Consider the following 17233-nt stretch of genomic DNA (forward strand, 5'->3'; position numbering starts at 1 on the left):
AATCATGTTCAAAAAATTGACACTGGTGTCAGCAATGACAGCCGCGCTTGTGGGGTGTGGTGCAGACGATCAGGCGTATGACTATGTTGAAAGAGACGCAAAAGAAGTTGCGGTTAAGGATCTAAAAGACGGGCGTTGGTTCTATGTACCGACGACAGGCGCAGCGCCACGATTTGCTTTAAACCAATTTCCTTTCTTGCAAGGCTCTCCTCGTTACGTTGAATTGTGTTTTACCAAAGAGGGGCTGGAAGTTCGTAGCTACGATAAAAACTACCCTGATGCAAAGCTAACCAAAGACGTAAATAACTACTGTGGTGAAGAGAAGTTTGTCGCAGATGACGACGATGTAAACTTTGCGCAAGTGCTTTCCATCCCTGGTGATTTCGCTGCCTATCGCTGTGAGGAAGATTCGTACGGTGACTGTACCAACCAAGAAGAAATCAATGACGATGATAGTTTGGACTACAAGCAGAAAACCCACTTTACACCTAATCCAGAAGAGCTCGAGGTTGCTGAATTCAATAAGGAAGATCTGTATGGAGTTCATGATGGCATCTCTGAACAAGGTGCACCACGACTCATCTCCTGGGATTTTGATCCTGAGAAAGGCCTACTAAACTTTGAGTTAGAGCGTACCTTCCGTGTTGACCTCGATAAGCTATCTGATTACATCAACTTTGCAACCAAAGCGAGCCTGGAAGAAGCGCTTGTTGATGGCGCATTCAAATCTCGTTTCTATTACTCTTTGGTTCATGAAAGTGAAATCGCAACAGAAGGCTACCAACCAATTCTGTACCCGGTTGGCGATGAGAACGACATTGGTTTTTTCACTACTGCGACCAAAAAACTGAATCCGATAACGAACAAGTATGACCGAGAGGTGGTTTACCTGAACCGCTTCAACCCAAATCAAGACACCATTGAATACTACTTGAGCGACAACTTCTTTGAAGAAAAGAACAAGCTATTCTTAGATGCGACACTTCAGTCGATCGATAAAATGAATCAAACGCTGAAAGTATTTGGTTCAGATTCAGGGAAGCCAGAAATTGAGATTGTAAACAAAACCGAAGCGGCCGGCATACATCCTGGTGACTTGCGGTATAACGTGATTAACCTGATTGATGAACCACTTGCTAACGGTTTGTTGGGATACGGTCCTTCGGTTTCTAACCCGATGACGGGCGAAATCATCAAAGCACATGTTAACCAATACGCAGGTGTAGCAAGAACGGGTGTGCCTTTCTACTGGGATAATCTGGCTCGATTCTATAATCGTAATCAGTTGGATATGGATGGATTGGAGCCATTACAAACCATCGCTACTGAGGTGAAAACAGACGTTTCGGAAAGAATTGAAGCGCTGTCGACATTGGCAGCAATAGCGAAGTTGAACGGTGATGAGAATATTCATGCGCCACTCATCTCAAAAGAAGATTTGGTCTCTGATAAAGCGGCGACGATGAGCCCGACGCAACTACTGGCAAACTTCAATGATGATATGGCGTTTGAGGACGTTGTAGCGGCAGAAGAAAATCGTTTGTCTTTCTGGGCAGAAAATAACGTTTATCCAATCGAAGCATCGTGGGTTTCATCAACCAACAAAGCGATGCTAGATAACTTACAACTCGAAGATGACCGCTATTTTGAGATCAAACTTGATGATGCTGGTAAAGAAACCTCTCGTCAGCTTAAGCGATGGAAATATTTACCAAAAGATTTGCAAATAGAAGCCGCGAATGCGATTACGGCAGCGACGTACAGTAATACGCTAGTACATGAGCTTGGTCATAACATGGGTCTTCGTCATAACTTCAAGGCTTCTAATGACAAAGAGAACTACTATACTCTGGAGCAAGCACATCAGCTTGGCTTGAAGAACATTCCTGCTTACAGCTCAACAATGGATTACGCACCAAGCATGTTGGATGAAACACCGACTTGGGGGTTGTATGACATTGCGGCATTCAAGTTTGCATATGGTCGTAAAGTAGAAACGATCCAAAACGCTTCAGGTTCGGCTCCTGTATCAGTCGAAAAACCAGCAGATACCGCGAGTGATGAAGAAAAAGCAGCATACGAGCGTTATCTTACTCAGCTAAATGCGTACCAACAGAGTTTTGCGTACAAGTTTGGTGACAATCCAGACAATGATTCTCTAATGGTGTGCTCGGAGGTTAAGACGTTATCGGGCGATGACGAAGGTAAGTCCCTGTACAACTGTGACTTTAGTCGATTCGACACGGCGGCGTTGTCTGATGATGTCGAGATGAATGCTAAAACTCGTTACGGCGTGCTTTACTACTTAGATAAGGTCAACGAGATTGAACGCAAACCTTACGACTTCTGTACCGATGGTAACGTGTCACTAAACAGTGACTGCAACCGTTTTGATGAAGGTACAAACTTAGAAGAGATCGTGTCGTACGAATGGCAAAGCTATCTTGATAGCTATGATCGTCGCAACTTAGTATTGTACGGTACAAACGGTCTGTACTCATCCGATTACCCAAGCTATCTGGTACGCCGTTTTAGAGAAATGAGCTCTATCCGCGATAAGATGGAAGACCTTGAGCGCATTGATAATTTGTACACGAATTTGGGTTTAACATCGAGTACAGACAAACCAGGGGATTTCTTGTTACGTCTTGTATCAAACCCTGAACATTGTAATGAGGGTAATGCAGACAACAATAGGTGGTTCTGTGATTATGCATATGGTGCGAAGAAATCTGCGGCATTCTTCCTTGATGTGCTGCGCACGCCTGAGTACCAGTGTGTGATTGAAAACGCAGCAGAACACCAGAAAGTCATTTCGTTTGGTCAATTGCTGGATAATAACGCTTACCAAATCCCTGCCGACTACGATCTTCAAACCGCGAGCTGTTTTGATGATTTAGTGGCTGGCTTTATCGAAGATGCAGGAAGTGGTTATACGGCAGTGGCTGAAACCGCAAATGGTCGCTTCCTAAACTCAATTGGTAGCTTTGATCCGGATTACCCTTGGTCAAATTCCATCTCTGTTTTGGGACACTGGCCAGACAAAGCATTGGCAAGCTACTTCTTAGCACGCCGATTCTCAAACCGTTATACCGATGAAGTGAGCTTTGCGTCTTTGCTTGATATTCCGGGTGTGCAGTCAGAGTACGAAGACATCATGAATAACATTTTAGTTAATGATGCCCTGAATACGCCTGTTGCATTGGTTGATAAAGACGGTAAGGCATACCTGAATCTCAAAGGTGTGAGCGTTAATCTGCATATCACCGAGCAGATGGAATCTTTGCCACCAATGCCTCGTGGTATTGCGAACTTCTTAGATATTGATAGCCGAAGCCGCGAGCGTATCGGTGATGTACTTCTAAGAATGGGTGTGCGCCAAATGCAGTCTGACGACTACAAAGTGAAGTCACGCGGTAAAGCTCAGTTTGATGTTTTCACCAAGCAGCAAGACCGCTATGACATTATCGCAGGTGATAAAGTGGAGTTCGTTATTGATGGTAAGAAGTTCGTAGCTACAAAAGCGAACAAACTTGCCTATGACTACGCGAACCAATTGGTCACGTCGGAAGGCTACGATCTGAAAACTTACTTAGATAGCTATAATCCAGAAGAATTGAGTGCTATTGCCGCTAACATTGCGAGCGCGTGGGGGCCTTTCCGTACTTCAATCCTTCCTGCATATCATGACGCGGTATTGCTGTTAGATGCGCCGATGGTTAATGCAATGAAGACGACGATTGATGCGGATATCGAAGCAGACGTATTAACGTTTAGCCAATCATTTATCAACTTTGTAAATGCAAATCTTACTTCAGGTGATCTTGTATTTGATGCTGACGCGAGAACCTTGAGCTTTAAAGGTGGTAAAGCGCACACTGACCTGAAAGCGTTCGAAGCTTACTCAGACGCGATGCTTTTGATCTTCAACGGATACACCCAACAAATGATGTTTGCCGTCGACAATGTGTACGCAGGCTATATGGCGTCCTCAGATGAGGATAAAGAGTTGTGGCTAAAAGACCTGAATATGATTCAAGCGTATCTTCGTGGTGATATTGGTGCTGTCGCTGGAGATTACTATAAGATGCTTGATCGTCTACCAGACGCAAGTGACTTTGAATAAGTGATACTCAAAAAGCTAAAACTAAGGCCTGCATTACCGCAGGCCTTTTTATTGCTTAACGCCTTAGTTTGACTTATGCATAACTTACGTTGGTATCTTAAGGTGGATGAATACTCGGGCAAAATGAAAACCCCGCTGAGTTCTTTCCAATAGGATTAATTATCTGGACTGCTGTATCGATCCCAGTAGGGCAAATCAGTACCGAGCTTCTCGCTGATGTAGTCGATAAATACTCTAACTTTCAGTGGCATATGTTTTCTTTCTGGGAATACGGCATAAATGGCATGCTCTGGTAGCGCGTAGTCTTCCATAACCACCTTTAGGCCGCCCGCAGAAATATCTCTAGATGCGATAAAAGTGGGTAACTGCGCTATCCCAGAACCTCGAAGGAGAAGCTGACGAATGGCTTCGCTGTTATTCACCACGAAATTGCCTTTGGGTAGCACGCGGTACTCACTGCCATTGTTGATGAACATCCACTCTACGCCACCCCGAAAATACGAATAAAGCAGGCAGTTATGTGCCACTAAATCACTGGGCTTTTGTGGAGTACCATGTTGAGCGAGATAGTCAGGAGATGCGCAGAGAATACTTTTACAAGGAGCGAGACGCTTGGCAACTAAGTTAGAGGAAGCCAGTTCACCAATTCGAATACCTAAATCAAAGCCATCTTTTACTAAGTCGACCATTTTATCTTCAAGGTGTAAATCCACTTCTATCTTGGGATAGCGAATAAGGAATTCACTGATTAAAGGGGCAATATGCAGTACGCCAAATGACATTGGTACCGTGATTTTAAGCCGACCTTGCGGAGAACCTTGCAGCTCAGAAACCGCATCGACGCCTTGTTGAGCCAGATTGACGGCTTGAGATGCGTATTCAAAGTATCGTCGTCCCGCCTCGGTAAGACTTAATTTACGTGTAGTACGATTGAGCAGGCGGATACCAAGATCATCTTCTAGTTGATTGATGCGTTTGCTGACGGCAGATTTAGTCAGGTTCAGTTGTTTAGCTGCCAGCGAAAAGCTGCCGCACTCTACCACGGCCACAAATACGGGCAGGGAAGCTATCGCATTCACATCAATTTCCTTATATTGTTGATTCTGGCGCTACAATTAATTTCCAATTATAGTGATTATCTTCCATAAGAAAACAATCTAGACTATGTACCCATAAGATTATCGACGACCTTGAATTTTGGGATGAAAAAATGAAGTACGATTGGATACTGTTTGATGCTGACGAAACCTTGTTCCACTTTGATGCCTTCAAAGGTTTGCAGCTGATGTTTTCTCGCAAAGGTGTCGATTTTACTGAACAAGATTTTGCTCACTACCAAACGGTGAATAAGCCGCTGTGGGTAGAGTACCAAGACGGTAAAGTAACGGCAGATGAGCTAAAGCATAAACGTTTTACCCAGTGGGCGGAAAAGCTCAATACCACCACCGCAGAATTAAATAGCGCATTTTTAGAAGCGATGGCTGATATCTGTAGCTTGTTGCCGGGCGCGAAAGAACTCATGGAAGCTCTACAAGGCAAAGCCAAAATGGGGATCATCACCAACGGTTTTACTGAACTACAGGCTATTCGCCTTGAACGTACGGGAATGTCCGCTTACTTCGACCAAATCGTTATTTCCGAGCAAGTCGGTGTCGCAAAACCGGATCTGGGCATATTTGAATACGCGATGCATCAAATGGGAAACCCATGTAAGAAGCGTGTCTTAATGGTCGGTGATAATCTACATTCAGACATTCTCGGCGGTAATAACTTTGGTATTGAAACCTGTTGGCTTAACACCAATGGCGCAAGAGTGGATGAGAGAATTGCTCCAAGCTATACCGTCGAGTCTCTGAGTGAGCTACAGAATATTTTGTTGGCTTAGTTAGTTCGCAGTACAGTAGGTGATTACGCCAAAGAAAACAAAGGATTAATGATGTCGGATATCAAACAGCTAGACAGCAAAGTGGTTTATCAAAACAAGTGGATGACAGTTCGGGAAGACAAAATTTTACGTCCAAGCGGGGCTGAAGGCATCTATGGTGTCGTCGACAAACCAGACTGTGCGGCGATTCTTGCTGTCGACAATGGGGTGATTCATTTGGTTCAGCAGTATCGTTATACCGTGGGTCAGCGCTGTTGGGAGATTCCACAAGGTTCCTGGGAGTCCAGTCCAGATGTGGATCCTTTGGAACTGGCAAAAGGTGAATTGCGTGAAGAAACTGGCATGCTGGCTGGAGCTATGCAGTACGTCGGCGCGCAGTTTATTGCTTACGGTTTTCTGAATCAGACTTGTCATGTTTACTTTGCAAGCGATCTTACTGAAATTGGTAATCAGCTTGATAGCGAAGAAGAGGATCTTATTACTCAGGCTTTTGCTGTAAAAGAGTTCGAGCAGATGATGATTGATGGCATCATCAAAGACAGTGTTACCATTGCTGCGTATGGTTTGGCTAAGCTTAAGAATTTGATGTAATTTAGCTATTAGTCTTTGTTCTAATGAGATATAGCGTTCTAATGAGATATAGCGGCATGGCGCCGCTATATCTATATTGCGCTATCACTTACTCGTCGACTTTCTTACCTAAGATTTCCACATGCGCTTTTTTAGTTACGCCAGTAACTTGTAAGGCGGTGTTACCTACTGATTCGTAATTTAATTCGATCTTATCTAACTTAGCATCATCTTTTGTCGGCAGGCTCAGGCTGCGTGATGACATGCCACTGGTAAGAACTCCCAAGCTATCGAATGTTTTTTCTTTGCCATCTTTCATGATCACGGTAATGCTTTTGAGATTCACCGTACCTTGCGTACATTTTATCTTGATGTGACTAAAACGCGTATTCGAAAATGGAGATAGCGGGTTTACTGTATCTGTTTCCGACTTAAAGCTTACCGTTTTTTCGGCAATTTTGTCCCAATCACTATCGCTGGCGATGGATTGAAAAGAGGTGAAGGCAACCAAAAGAGAGAGTGTGATAGCTTTGAACAGTTTCATATATTTTCCTCGCGGTGAACTTAGACGTTTTTTAAATCAATTTGATGAACATTGTTATGTCTTTTTAAGTAAAAGCTTGCTTTGTCTTACAAATGGAACGTAGCCATTTTGATATTTAATCGTTGTGACAGCGTCTTGTAACTGTAAATACTTAGCTAAGTTTAGCTCAGAAAAATGCACCTAACTGTTTAATTTAGCTAGGGGATTTCCCCTCGAATCACAAAATCTTGACGATACTTTACTTATCTTTACGACGACATGCCTATACGCATCCATCAATTCAAAGTATAAAAATAACAACATTTAATTACTTCACATCTTTTATGAAACTCCAGAAAAAATGGCTTGCATTATGTAGTGTTCTTATCGCTGGCGCGGTTGGCGCGTACTTTTTTAAGCCACAAGAAGATCTGTCCTCATATGCCACGGAAACCGTACGTAAAGGGAGCATTGAAAAAGCGGTATTAGCAAACGGTATGTTGAAGGCATCCAAATTGGTCAATGTTGGTGCTCAGGTATCTGGCCAAATACAAAATCTGGCAGTCAGCCTCGGTGACGAGATAAAACAAGGCGATCTCATTGCTCAGATCGACAGTCTGACTCAACAGAATAGCCTCAAAGAGGCTCAGGCATCTCTGAATAGTCTCAATGCTCAATACAAAGCAAAACAGGCAGAAATCAAACAAGCAAACTACGAGTATGTGCGCCAAAAAGGCATGCTAGCGGCGAAAGCGAGCTCACGCGCTGATTTTGAAAATGCTGAAGCATCACTGGCAATTTACAAAGCAGAATTAGCCCAGCTCGACGCAGAAATCGAAAAAGCTAAGATCAGTGTTGATAGCGCCAAAGTCGACCTTGGCTATACGACGATCAACGCTCCAATGGATGGCACTGTGGTTTACACGTCGGTTGAAGAAGGCCAAACCGTCAACGCTAATCAGACCACGCCAACCATTATCGAACTTGCCAAACTGGATACCATGACGGTAAAAGCCGAAATTTCTGAAGCGGATGTGATATTCGTCCATCCTGGGCAAACTGCCGTTTTCACTATTCTTGGGCAGTCTAATCACCAGTTTAAGGGAACCTTACGTGCCATCGAACCAGGCCCAACAATTATGGATGGTGATGACAGTGATTTAACGATCACTGATAGTGATGCCATTTACTATAACGCCGTTTTTGACGTTGATAACCCAGAAGGCATTTTACGCATTGGCATGACGGCTCAGGTCTCTATAGTTCTGGAAGAGTCTCACGATACACTTATTATCCCAGCACAAGTACTGCAAAAGGCGGGTGGCAAAAATGCTTACACGGTTCCGGTTTTGGAACACGGTCAAGTGGTACAAAAGCCGGTTACAGTTGGAATCAACAATAAAGTGAATGTTGAAATTCTTTCTGGTTTGCAAGAAGGCGATCAAGTGGTATTGGGCACAGCAATGGCTGATGGTTCCTCAAGTAGCCGACGTTCACGACCTCCAATGAGGTTCTAATATGAGTCAGGTTTTATTAAAAGTAGAGGACTTAAGCCGAAGTTTTGTGTCCGGTGAGGAGTCACTCACGGTACTTAATCACATTAACTTAGAAATTAAGCGCGGCGAGATGGTGGCGATAGTCGGTGCCTCGGGTTCGGGTAAGTCAACACTCATGAATGTGTTGGGCTGTTTGGATCAACCTACAAGCGGCCGCTATTTCATTAACGGGCAAGATGTTTCTACGCTGGAGTCTGACGAACTGGCGAAGTTAAGGCGTGAATATTTTGGTTTTATCTTCCAACGTTACCATTTGCTGAGTGACTTAACGGCGGTCGGCAATGTTGAAGTACCCGCTGTTTATGCTGGCATACCTTACCGTGAGCGGGAGGACCGTGCTAAATCGCTCCTGACAAGATTGGGATTAGAAGAGAGACTTACTCACAAACCAAGCCAATTAAGCGGCGGTCAACAGCAACGTGTAAGTGTGGCGCGTGCACTGATGAATGGCGGAGAGGTCATTCTGGCAGATGAACCTACCGGCGCACTGGACAGCCACAGTGGTGAAGAGATGATGGCCCTGCTCAAAGAGCTACACCAGCTTGGGCACACTATCATTATCGTCACCCATGATATGAATGTGGCGAATTTTGCAGACCGAATCATCGAAATCAAAGATGGGGAAATCATCTCTGATAAACAAAATGTTAGTGAAAGCAAGAATGCTCAGATAGAAGTAAAGAAACAGACGCAACAGGTTGCGAGCAAATGGTGGAAATGGGACAGTTTTGTTGATGCATTAAAAATGGCGTTGCTTGCCATGTCCAGTCATCGAATGCGGACGTTTTTGACTATGCTGGGGATCATCATCGGTATTGCATCCGTGGTATCGGTGGTCGCTCTTGGTAATGGTTCTCAGCAGCAGATTTTGTCGAATATTGCTTCTATGGGAACCAACACCATTGATATCAGGCCCGGAACCGGCTTTGGTGACAGACGTTCAGGAAGAGTGAGAACGCTGACGGCGGCTGATGCTGAATCACTAAAGAGCCTGCCATTTGTGGATAGTGTGACGCCTTCAATTTCGAACAGCTTAACCGTTCGATACGCCAACCAAGATGCGTCGGCAACCATTGAAGGTGTGGGTGAAGACTATTTCCGTGTTCGAGGCTATGAGATCGCACAGGGGCAGTTCTGGGATGAAGATAGTGTCAGTTCACTCGCACAAGAAGCGGTAATTGATGACAACACCAGAAAAGAGATGTTCGCTGATCGAAGCCCGATTGGTGAAGTGATATTCCTTGGCTCACTGCCAGTACGAATTGTTGGCGTTACGCAAAAGAAAGACGATGCATTTGGTAACAGTGAAGCACTTAAAATCTGGGTGCCATACACCACGATGTCTGGTCGTATGATGGGACAACGCTACCTTAATGGCATTACTGTCAGGATTGATGAAAATGCCTCTAGCAGTGCTGCTGAGCAAAGTATTATCAGTTTGCTGAAAATGCGTCATGGCACCGTCGATTTCTTTACCATCAATACGGACACCATTCGCCAAAATATCGAGAAAACGACGGCCACCATGACGTTGCTTATCTCTGCAATCGCGGTCATTTCTCTTATCGTAGGAGGTATCGGCGTGATGAATATCATGTTGGTCTCGGTCACCGAACGGACTAAAGAGATTGGCGTGAGGATGGCAGTTGGTGCAAGGCAGGCAGATATCCTCCGACAGTTCTTGATAGAAGCCGTGCTGGTCTGCTTATGTGGCGGTATTACGGGGATTGGTTTAGCGTTTTTGATTGGTTTCGCGTTTAGCTCGTCAGGCAGCAGTTTCCAGATGATCTACTCGATGAACTCGATCATCTTGGCATTCATCTGTTCGACACTTATTGGTGTTGCATTTGGTTTCTTACCGGCTCGCAACGCAGCAAAACTTGATCCAATTGAAGCTTTAGCGAGAGATTAACATGACAAAAACAACGAACTTTAAAACTCGCTTTATTGCCGTGGCATTAGGTGCCGTGTTGCTCTCTGGCTGTGGTTCAATGATGCGTACTGATTATCAGGCTCCTGAAGTTCAGGTGCCGACCAACTGGCAGCAGGTGCATGTCGCTGGTGATGTCAATATCGACCCGTGGTGGCTGGCGTTTAATGATCCAAGCCTGAACCGTTACATCAATAAAGTGCTTCAGGAAAATAACGATCTGGAAGTCGCGACTCTGACACTTAAAAAAGCACGCTTGCAATTAGGATTAGCGAAAGATGACCTGTTTCCGACATTCAGCTCATCGACTTCTGCTCAGGTCGAAAAGTGGTTAGACAGTGGCGAATCGGGTGACAGTTACAGCACAAATTTATCTGTCGGTTACGAGTTGGATTTGTGGGGTAAGGTCTCTGCGGATATCGATGCAGCAAAATGGGCGGCAATGGCGAGCAAAGAAGATCGCGAAGCCACGGCTCAAAGTTTGGTGGCGACAACCGCTTCACTTTACTGGCAAATTGGTTATCTCAAGCAGCGATTGCAACTAGGCAGAAACAACATTGATGATGCACAGCAAACCCTGAATCTGATTCAAAGACAGTATGAGCTTGGTGCGGTTGATCAGCTTGATGTGCTGGAAGCGAAAAGTTCACTGGCAAGTTTGCAAGCGCAGCAGAGTGAGTTCGAACAGAGCTTGTTAGAGGCGAATAACGCCTTTGCCATCTTGTTCAATCAGCCTCCTCAGAATATGAGTGACACTATCCGCATGTTACCGGAAGGAAGCGTTCCGTCGCTCAATGTTGGTGTTCCTGCCGATTTGTTGATTCGTCGACCTGATGTCAAAGCCGCGATTTATGATGTGAAATCTGCGTTGGCAAACAAAGACACCGCCGATCTGGATTACCTACCTGAGCTGACGTTAACGGGAGCGTTAGGTGGTTCTTCTGAGGCATTAAAAGATTTGCTTTCCAACCCTGTTGGTACGTTAGGCGCAGACATCACGTTGCCATTTTTACAATGGAACGAAATGGAGAGCAATAAAGCGATTGCGGATGTCGAGTACAAAACGGCGATAGTTAACTACCGCCAAGTGTTATATACCGCATTCCAGGATGTGGAAAATGCACTGTCAGCACGCGAAAAGTTGCTGTACCAGTCTGCTCGTTTGCTAGAACAATATGACGCAGCCAGTGCCGCTGAGAAGATTTATGCAGCGCGATACCAGTATGGTTCAACGTCGATAATGGATTACTTAGATGCTCAGGAAAATACCAGAAACGCAGAAGCGACTTTGCTTGAGAATCGATACAATCAATTTATCACTCAGGTAACTTTGTATCAGTCATTAGGTGGTACGGATATCGCGCCTGCTGAAATTTAGCAGCGTTGCCTTTCGCGTTGGATGAATAATTTACGCCCTTCACGATAAAGAGAAGGGCGTTTTGCTTTAAGAGGCTTCAAGATTATGTCGAAGAGGGGCATTTCCACCGAGCCGTTTGTTAATGCATTGACCACCATTTCTGCGTTAGTATTTCTATACACAACCGATGCCATTTCTGCGTCTCGATCGACTCTGACATGGACGATGCAGGCAAAGTCTGTGGGGGCGTTGGTGTTGATGATAGTGAAGTAAGCCGCAAGTGCGAAGATTGTTCAGATGACGTTGGGTAAGTTATTAGAAAATCGCACACAGGCTTGGCGTAAAAGATAAGGACACCTCGTGCAGTACGTAAAAATTAAAGATGCGATTGTTGAACAGATTGAGGCGGGAATGCTTTCACCACGCCAAAAACTGCCCGCGGAACGCAAGCTGGCGGAGTCGTTCGACACAACACGAGTTACGTTACGAGAAGCGTTGTCGTTATTGGAAGCCGAAGGGCGAATTTATCGTGAAGATCGTAGAGGCTGGTTTATTTCACCTGAGCCACTGCGCTACGATCCAACCCAAACACTTAATTTCCCAAACATGGCGAAAGCGCAAAATCGCGTGCCTAAAACCGAGCTGATTGCGGCAAAAGGTACTCTGGCCAATAAACAATCTGCACGTTTGTTACAACTGCAGCCGTTTTCTGATGTCTATCGAGTCGACCGCGTTCGATATTTGGAAGACAGGCCCGTGGTGTATGTGACCAACTATATTCGTCCAGAGATTTTTCCTAATTTATTGAGTTTGGACCTTACCAACTCGCTGACTGACATTTATCGTGAGCACTTTGGTGTGGTGTATCAAAAAACGCGTTATCGAATTTCTACCAGCACACTTCTTGGTGAAGTCGCGCAAGCGTTAAGAGCGACCTCAGGTACTCCAGCTATGGTTGTTGAGCGTACTAACTACAACCAGCATGGCGAATTGATCGACTGCGATATTGAGTATTGGCGCCACGATGCCATCAGTATTGAGTCGGTAGCAGAGCTAAAAAGCCGATAAACTCGACTAAACGGATGACTTTAGCGGCAAGCAATCAAGTTTGAAGTGAAAGTCATAGGGGGTATTTTAGCCTTGTGTTAGCCTCTATATTCCAAGCTCAGATTCAAAAGGTGAGTAATAGAATGAAAGTATTCAGCAACTTCGATAGCGGCAGCATCCACGTAGTGAAAGCGGAAGAAAAAGACGATATCCAGCTTAAAATTCCTAATGACAACATGTCGGAATTCTATCAATGGTTCCATTTTCGTTTAGAAACCGAGGCTGAACAGTCCCACACGATTAAACTGTTGGATTTAGCCAAATCAGCTTACCCAGAGGGCTGGCAAGGCTACGATGTGGTCGCATCTTATGACCGGGAGGAGTGGTTCCGTATACCTGCTGAATTTGATGGTGATACATTAACGTTCACTGTTATTCCAGAGCGTAGCTCTATCTACTTCGCTTACTTTGCGCCATATACGTATGACCGTCATCTTGACCTGCTACACATGGCGCAAAGTGCGCATCATTGTCAGCTAGAAACACTGGGTCATACGTTGGATGGGAATGACATGAGCCTGCTGACTTTTGGTGAGCCAGAAGAAGGCAAAAAGAAAATCTGGATGATCGCACGCCAACACCCTGGTGAAACCATGGCTGAATGGTTCATGGAAGGTCTGATTCAGCGCCTGTTGGATGAAAACGATACTACAGCACGTGCGCTTTTAGAAAAGGCGGTACTTTACGTTGTACCAAACATGAACCCTGATGGTGGTGTTCGTGGTCATTTGCGCACCAACGCGGTGGGTGTGAACCTGAATCGTGAATGGCAAACGCCTTCAATGGAAAAAAGCCCAGAAGTCTACCTGGTTCGTCAGCGCATGCTGGAAACGGGTGTCGATATGTTCCTGGATGTGCATGGTGACGAAGCAATCCCATACAATTTTGTTGCTGGTTCAGAAGGTATCCCATCTTACGACGATGAGTTGGCAGCACTAGAAACTGCTTTTAAGCAAGCGTTACTGACCATTACGCCAGAGTTCCAAGATACCATTGGATATGGCAAAGACGAGCCGGGCAAAGCAAACTTAACGGTAGGCTCTAATTGGGTTGCTGAACAGTTTAAGTGTTTGTCTTACACCGTCGAGATGCCATTCAAGGATAATAATAACCACCCAGATCCATTGTATGGGTGGTCGCCTGAACGTAGTGTACTTTTCGGTCAAGATATGTTGGCTGCGACATTAGTTGTTGTCGGCAATATTTAATTGTTTTAGTTCCATGCTGTTAAGCAAGTTTTATAAGCAGCTCATCATTGATGGGCTGCTTTTTTATTGTTTAAAACCTGTCAATGTATAAATTATTCTTTTCAATCAACATCTTAAAAATATAATCTTGGTTGTGAGAAATATTTAAATTAATGTGATTTTTGTCACGCATTTGCAGAAAAGATGTGCTATTCTGCGCGCTGAGTTGATTATGGCTATATCAATGTAGATGCATTAGTTTTTCTCATGTGTGTATTTAGATCTCGAGCTTAAATACTAATGATGATGTGCATTTGACATTGGTGTTGAACACCACGTTTACTTCCTTTCGGTGTTACTTAGCTGAGTTGTCTCAAAATAATAAAGATAAAGTTGCAGCTTCATATTGTTTACGCATTTCTTTGCGTTAGGTGTGTGGCTTTGTATACAACAAATAGGAAAAAATAATGAAGAAAATCGCTTTTGCAGTGGCTGCTGTACTTGCTGGTGGTGTGGTTTCAAACGTAGCTCTTGCTGATACTTACATCGGCGGTAAGCTAGGTTACAACTCTCTAAACGATGCTTGTCACCTAGACAGCCCTTGTGATGATGATAGCTTTGCTGCATCACTGCACCTTGGTTACAGCTTCAACGAATACATTGCAGCTGAATACGGCGTGGATTACCTAGGTGAGTTCACGGGTACCTTCGACAAAGCAGGTGAAAACACCGTTGATGGCGATCTTTGGGCTTTGACTCTAGCTCCTAAGTTCAACCTACCACTGACAGATTCTTGGAATCTGTTCGCAAAAGTTGGTGCAGCATACATGATGGCTGGTGACGAGAAAGATTTCGTTCCAACTGGCTCTCTAGGTGCAGAGTACCAAATCAACTACAACTGGAGCCTACGCGCTGAGTACCAACGTTACCAAGACATGTCTGATGACATCATCGAAGACATGGATGCAGACTACTTTGGTATCGGTTTTAACTACAAGTTTGGTTCAGAGCCAGTAGCGCAAGAAGTCGTAGAAACACGTCCAGCAACAAACATTGTTGAGAACGTATATCCAGCTCAAACAGTGACAGTACAATTTGGTCTGGAAAGTGCAGAAGTTAAAGATGCTTCTCCACTAGCTGAGACAATCAACGTAATGAACACTTACCCACAAGCTCAAGTAGAGATCACGGGTTACAGTGACACAACGGGTACAGCGGCTTACAACCAGCAGTTAACAGAAAAACGTGCACAAGCTGTTGCAGACGAGTTCCAGGCGCAAGGTGTTGCTGCAGAACGTATGACTGTGAAAGGCATGGGTGAAGCAAACCCTGTTGCTAGCAACGAAACACGTCAAGGTCGTGAAACGAACCGTCGTGTAGAAGTTGTTGTTCCTGAGTTCAAATACGAAACGACTGAACAAGCAGAATAATTAGTTGTTCTAGCAAATCATTCGAAAGCCAGCGCGAGTCGCTGGCTTTTTATTTGAATGGATATTGTCAAGTTTATTCACATGGTGGAGCCATATGGATAAGTGCTAAGCCGCCTAATGACGTTTCGCGATATTTTTTGTTCATATCTTTACCAGTTTGGTACATGGTTTCGATGACCTTATCCAGTGAAATTAGACACTTACTGGTTCTCTTTAAGGCCATGCGTGAAGCGTTGATGGCTTTCACTGCACCCATCGCGTTTCTTTCAATGCAAGGTACCTGAACTAATCCACCAATCGGGTCACATGTCATACCAAGCGAGTGTTCCATCGCTATCTCTGCCGCGATACAGATTTGCTCATTGCTTCCGCCTCGCAGCGCAGTTAACCCCGCAGCAGCCATAGAAGAGGAAACACCAACTTCTCCCTGACAGCCCACCTCTGCACCGGAAATAGAAGCATTGGTTTTGTACAAAATACCTATCGCCCCTGCAACTGCAAGGAAGTCTTTGAGCTGTTTGGTGTCGAGCTCTTTTATAAAGCGGTGGTAGTACATCAACACTGCCGGTATCACACCAGCAGCACCGTTTGTCGGCGACGTAACGACTTGCCCACCTGCTGCGTTTTCTTCACTCACTGCGAAAGCGAACAAGTTGATCCAGTCCATGATTTCCATAGGATCATTTTCTATCGCTGCGTTGGCTTCCAGCTTTTTCAGAAGATTAGGTGCGCGGCGAGTGACATTAAGCCCCCCATCCAGAATGCCTTCAGTATCAAATCCTCGTTGCATGCAAAGAGACATGACTTTCCAGATCTGTTCGGCTCTTTGGTTGATCTCTTCTTCGTCACGGAATGCCAGCTCGTTTTGAAGAATCATTCCACCCAAACTAAAGCCGTTCGCTTCCGCCTTTTCCAGCATTTCGTCTGCAGAAGAAAATGGATAAGGAACTTCTGCCTCTGTTTGCTTCGTACCATTTTCCAACTCATCTGCCGTTGCAATAAAACCACCGCCAATGGAGTAGTAAATCTCAAACGCGACTTGGCCACCAGCTTCGTCAAGCGCAGTAATGGTCATTCCGTTTTCATGCAAAGGTAGGTTATCGCTATGAAAAACGATGTCATGATCGTAGCTAAAGGTAATTTCGTGGGTGCCTGCTAACAATAAGGTATTGTTTTCAATAGTATGTTGCAGCGCGCTCTTTGCACTGGTCATTTTGATGGTATCGGGTTTGTTACCCATCAGACCCAGCACAGTCGCTCTGTCTGTGTGGTGCCCTCGGCCTGTCAGCGACAACGAACCATACAAATCTACTTGTACCCTGTGCACTTTAGCCATAGAGTCTTGAAGTAACTGAGTAAAGTTGAATCCCGCGAGCATTGGTCCATTAGTGTGGGAACTTGAAGGACCAACACCGACCTTAAATATATCGAAAATCGACAGCATAATTAACTTCCTATAGCATTGGACCTTTCATAGGCCTCTAGAACATGGCTGTTAACCGGATGTTAATGCCTAGCAAGAGCAAGGAAAAGAAGATTTTTGTATATTTGCCAACTAGGAT

The 17233-nt window shown here is 44.8% G+C and carries 13 protein-coding genes; 10 read left to right on the forward strand and 3 right to left on the reverse strand.

Translation table 11 applies throughout. From position 1 onward, the window contains the following. Positions 1–4 precede the first annotated feature (4 nt). The gene (locus ACWYU8_RS17905) at positions 5–4126 is read left to right on the forward strand and encodes a M66 family metalloprotease (protein WP_457521087.1); all 4122 of its coding nucleotides are present in this window, start codon (positions 5–7) and stop codon (positions 4124–4126) included. A 155-nt stretch (positions 4127–4281) separates the two neighbouring features. Here the strand turns inward: ACWYU8_RS17905 and ACWYU8_RS17910 are convergent, their stop codons facing one another. Further along, positions 4282–5205, reverse strand: coding sequence for a LysR family transcriptional regulator (locus ACWYU8_RS17910; RefSeq protein WP_457521088.1), 924 nt, complete (start codon positions 5203–5205; stop codon positions 4282–4284). 131 nt (positions 5206–5336) lie between these two features. On the opposite strand from ACWYU8_RS17910, the gene yjjG reads away from it, so the two are divergent. Further along, positions 5337–6011 (forward strand): pyrimidine 5'-nucleotidase, encoded by a 675-nt coding sequence (yjjG, locus tag ACWYU8_RS17915; RefSeq protein WP_457521089.1) that lies wholly within the window; start codon positions 5337–5339, stop codon positions 6009–6011. Positions 6012–6062: 51 nt separating this feature from the next. Next, positions 6063–6602: an NUDIX domain-containing protein gene (locus ACWYU8_RS17920; RefSeq protein ID WP_457521090.1), complete on the forward strand. Its 540-nt coding sequence runs from the start codon at positions 6063–6065 to the stop codon at positions 6600–6602. A gap of 88 nt (positions 6603–6690) precedes the next feature. On the opposite strand, the gene ACWYU8_RS17925 is transcribed toward ACWYU8_RS17920, so the two are convergent. Next, positions 6691–7125, reverse strand: coding sequence for a hypothetical protein (locus tag ACWYU8_RS17925; protein ID WP_457521091.1), 435 nt, complete (start codon positions 7123–7125; stop codon positions 6691–6693). A 323-nt stretch (positions 7126–7448) separates the two neighbouring features. On the opposite strand from ACWYU8_RS17925, the gene macA reads away from it, so the two are divergent. From macA to ACWYU8_RS17960, 7 genes are all read left to right on the forward strand, one after another. Next, a complete protein-coding gene (gene macA, locus ACWYU8_RS17930; protein WP_457521092.1) occupies positions 7449–8621 on the forward strand; it encodes a macrolide transporter subunit MacA in 1173 nt (390 codons plus the stop codon). Between the two features lies 1 nt (position 8622). Beyond that, complete coding sequence (locus tag ACWYU8_RS17935) at positions 8623–10572, forward strand: MacB family efflux pump subunit (RefSeq protein ID WP_457521093.1); 1950 nt, start codon at positions 8623–8625, stop codon at positions 10570–10572. 1 nt (position 10573) lies between these two features. Beyond that, a complete protein-coding gene (locus tag ACWYU8_RS17940) occupies positions 10574–11968 on the forward strand; it encodes an efflux transporter outer membrane subunit (protein WP_457521094.1) in 1395 nt (464 codons plus the stop codon). Between the two features lie 84 nt (positions 11969–12052). Beyond that, on the forward strand, positions 12053–12220 hold the full coding sequence (locus ACWYU8_RS17945; protein ID WP_457521095.1) for a hypothetical protein: 168 nt from the start codon (positions 12053–12055) through the stop codon (positions 12218–12220). A gap of 87 nt (positions 12221–12307) precedes the next feature. Beyond that, complete coding sequence (phnR, locus tag ACWYU8_RS17950) at positions 12308–13015, forward strand: phosphonate utilization transcriptional regulator PhnR (protein ID WP_457521096.1); 708 nt, start codon at positions 12308–12310, stop codon at positions 13013–13015. A gap of 122 nt (positions 13016–13137) precedes the next feature. After that, positions 13138–14262, forward strand: a complete 1125-nt coding sequence (locus ACWYU8_RS17955) for a M14 family metallopeptidase (protein ID WP_457521097.1) — start codon at positions 13138–13140, stop codon at positions 14260–14262. 446 nt (positions 14263–14708) lie between these two features. Continuing rightward, positions 14709–15671: an outer membrane beta-barrel protein gene (locus ACWYU8_RS17960; RefSeq protein WP_457521098.1), complete on the forward strand. Its 963-nt coding sequence runs from the start codon at positions 14709–14711 to the stop codon at positions 15669–15671. A gap of 73 nt (positions 15672–15744) precedes the next feature. Here the strand turns inward: ACWYU8_RS17960 and ACWYU8_RS17965 are convergent, their stop codons facing one another. Continuing rightward, the gene (locus tag ACWYU8_RS17965; RefSeq protein ID WP_457521099.1) at positions 15745–17115 is read right to left on the reverse strand and encodes an L-serine ammonia-lyase; all 1371 of its coding nucleotides are present in this window, start codon (positions 17113–17115) and stop codon (positions 15745–15747) included. Between the last annotated feature and the right edge of the window lie 118 nt (positions 17116–17233).

The organism is Vibrio limimangrovi, assembly GCF_054064025.1.

Excerpts from the sequence above, each read along its gene's own strand:
- macA (WP_457521092.1), top strand. The coding sequence starts at position 7,449 with ATGAAACTCCAGAAAAAATGGCTTGCATTATGTAGTGTTCTTATCGCT.
- ACWYU8_RS17960 (WP_457521098.1), top strand. The coding sequence starts at position 14,709 with ATGAAGAAAATCGCTTTTGCAGTGGCTGCTGTACTTGCTGGTGGTGTG.
- ACWYU8_RS17935 (WP_457521093.1), top strand. The coding sequence starts at position 8,623 with ATGAGTCAGGTTTTATTAAAAGTAGAGGACTTAAGCCGAAGTTTTGTG.
- ACWYU8_RS17925 (WP_457521091.1), bottom strand. The coding sequence starts at position 7,125 with ATGAAACTGTTCAAAGCTATCACACTCTCTCTTTTGGTTGCCTTCACC.
- ACWYU8_RS17955 (WP_457521097.1), top strand. The coding sequence starts at position 13,138 with ATGAAAGTATTCAGCAACTTCGATAGCGGCAGCATCCACGTAGTGAAA.
- ACWYU8_RS17965 (WP_457521099.1), bottom strand. The coding sequence starts at position 17,115 with ATGCTGTCGATTTTCGATATATTTAAGGTCGGTGTTGGTCCTTCAAGT.
- yjjG (WP_457521089.1), top strand. The coding sequence starts at position 5,337 with ATGAAGTACGATTGGATACTGTTTGATGCTGACGAAACCTTGTTCCAC.
- ACWYU8_RS17905 (WP_457521087.1), top strand. The coding sequence starts at position 5 with ATGTTCAAAAAATTGACACTGGTGTCAGCAATGACAGCCGCGCTTGTG.
- ACWYU8_RS17940 (WP_457521094.1), top strand. The coding sequence starts at position 10,574 with ATGACAAAAACAACGAACTTTAAAACTCGCTTTATTGCCGTGGCATTA.
- ACWYU8_RS17920 (WP_457521090.1), top strand. The coding sequence starts at position 6,063 with ATGTCGGATATCAAACAGCTAGACAGCAAAGTGGTTTATCAAAACAAG.
- ACWYU8_RS17945 (WP_457521095.1), top strand. The coding sequence starts at position 12,053 with ATGTCGAAGAGGGGCATTTCCACCGAGCCGTTTGTTAATGCATTGACC.